At 45.5% G+C, this 1399-nt stretch carries 1 protein-coding gene; it reads left to right on the forward strand.

The features are described from left to right. On the forward strand, window positions 1-1398 hold a 1398-nt coding region (gene uvrC / locus R7E47_RS24355; protein ID WP_318085255.1), incomplete at its 5' end, for an excinuclease ABC subunit UvrC. Window position 1399: the final 1 nt, after the last annotated feature.

The following is a 1399-nucleotide window of genomic DNA, read 5'->3' on the forward strand; positions in this document are numbered from 1 at the left end:
CAAAAAATATTTCCTGTTAGACAGTGCGAAGATACGGTTTACTCCAATCGAACGCGCCCTTGCTTGATGTATCAAATTGGTCGTTGCGCTGGCCCGTGTGTTAGCTCGATTATCTCAGATGAAGAGTATGCAGAGCTGGTGGGTTTCGTCCGTCTATTTCTGCAAGGTAAAGATCAGCAAGTACTGAAGCAGTTGATAGAGAAAATGGAGGTTGCTAGTCAGCAACTTCGGTTTGAAGACGCGGCAAAGTTTCGTGATCAGATACAAGCGATAAGACGAGTCCAAGAACAGCAATATGTATCGGAAGACAGCATGGATGATATGGATGTGCTGGGTTTTGCGCAAGAGAACGGCATTGCTTGCATCCACATATTGATGATTCGTCAGGGTAAAGTGTTAGGCAGTCGCAGTCATTTCCCTAAGATTCCTCAAAACACGAGCCAACAAGAGGTATTCGATAGCTTTTTGACTCAGTATTACCTGAGCCACAATGAGGCGCGAACAATCCCATCTCGAATAATACTGAACCAAGAGTTGGCCGACGATCTCGAACCCATTCAAAAAGCACTGAGTGAAGTCGCAGGGCGTAAGGTTCATTTCCATACTTCTCCGACTGGTGCGAGAGGGAGATATCTTAAGCTGTCTAATACCAATGCACTTACTGCCATCACGACAAAAATCAACCATAAGATGACGATCAACCAACGTTTCAAAGCACTTCGCGAGACGCTGGGAATGGAGTCTATTATGAGGATGGAGTGTTTTGATATTTCCCATACGATGGGCGAGAGCACTATCGCATCATGTGTGGTCTTCAACAACGAAGGTCCGGTAAAGCAAGAATACCGACGCTATAACATTACTGGAATCACGGGTGGCGATGATTATGCAGCGATGGGGCAGGCGTTAGAGCGGCGCTACTCAAAGCAGTTGGACGTAGAAAAAATCCCTGACATCATCTTTATTGATGGTGGTAAAGGTCAGTTAAATCGTGCGCATGAAATCATCGCCCAGTATTGGGGAGATTGGCCTAAGCGACCAATCATGATTGGTATTGCCAAAGGTGTAACACGTAAACCTGGCCTTGAAACCTTAATTACGGTTGATGGCGAAGAGTTCAACTTACCTAGTGACGCTCCAGCGCTACATTTGATTCAACATATTCGCGATGAGAGTCATAATCATGCGATTGCGGGTCACAGAGCGAAACGTGGTAAAACTCGACGTACAAGCGCGTTGGAGGGGATTGAAGGTGTTGGGCCAAAACGACGCCAAGCTTTATTGAAATACATGGGTGGATTGCAGGAACTTAAGCGCGCAAGTGTTGAAGAAATCGCCAAAGTACCGGGAATAAGTCACTCTTTAGCAGAAATTATTTTCCAAGCATTGAAACAATAAG

It is taken from the genome of Vibrio sp. Vb1026, assembly GCF_033338745.1.
Taxonomy (GTDB): Bacteria; Pseudomonadota; Gammaproteobacteria; order Enterobacterales; family Vibrionaceae; genus Vibrio; species Vibrio alginolyticus.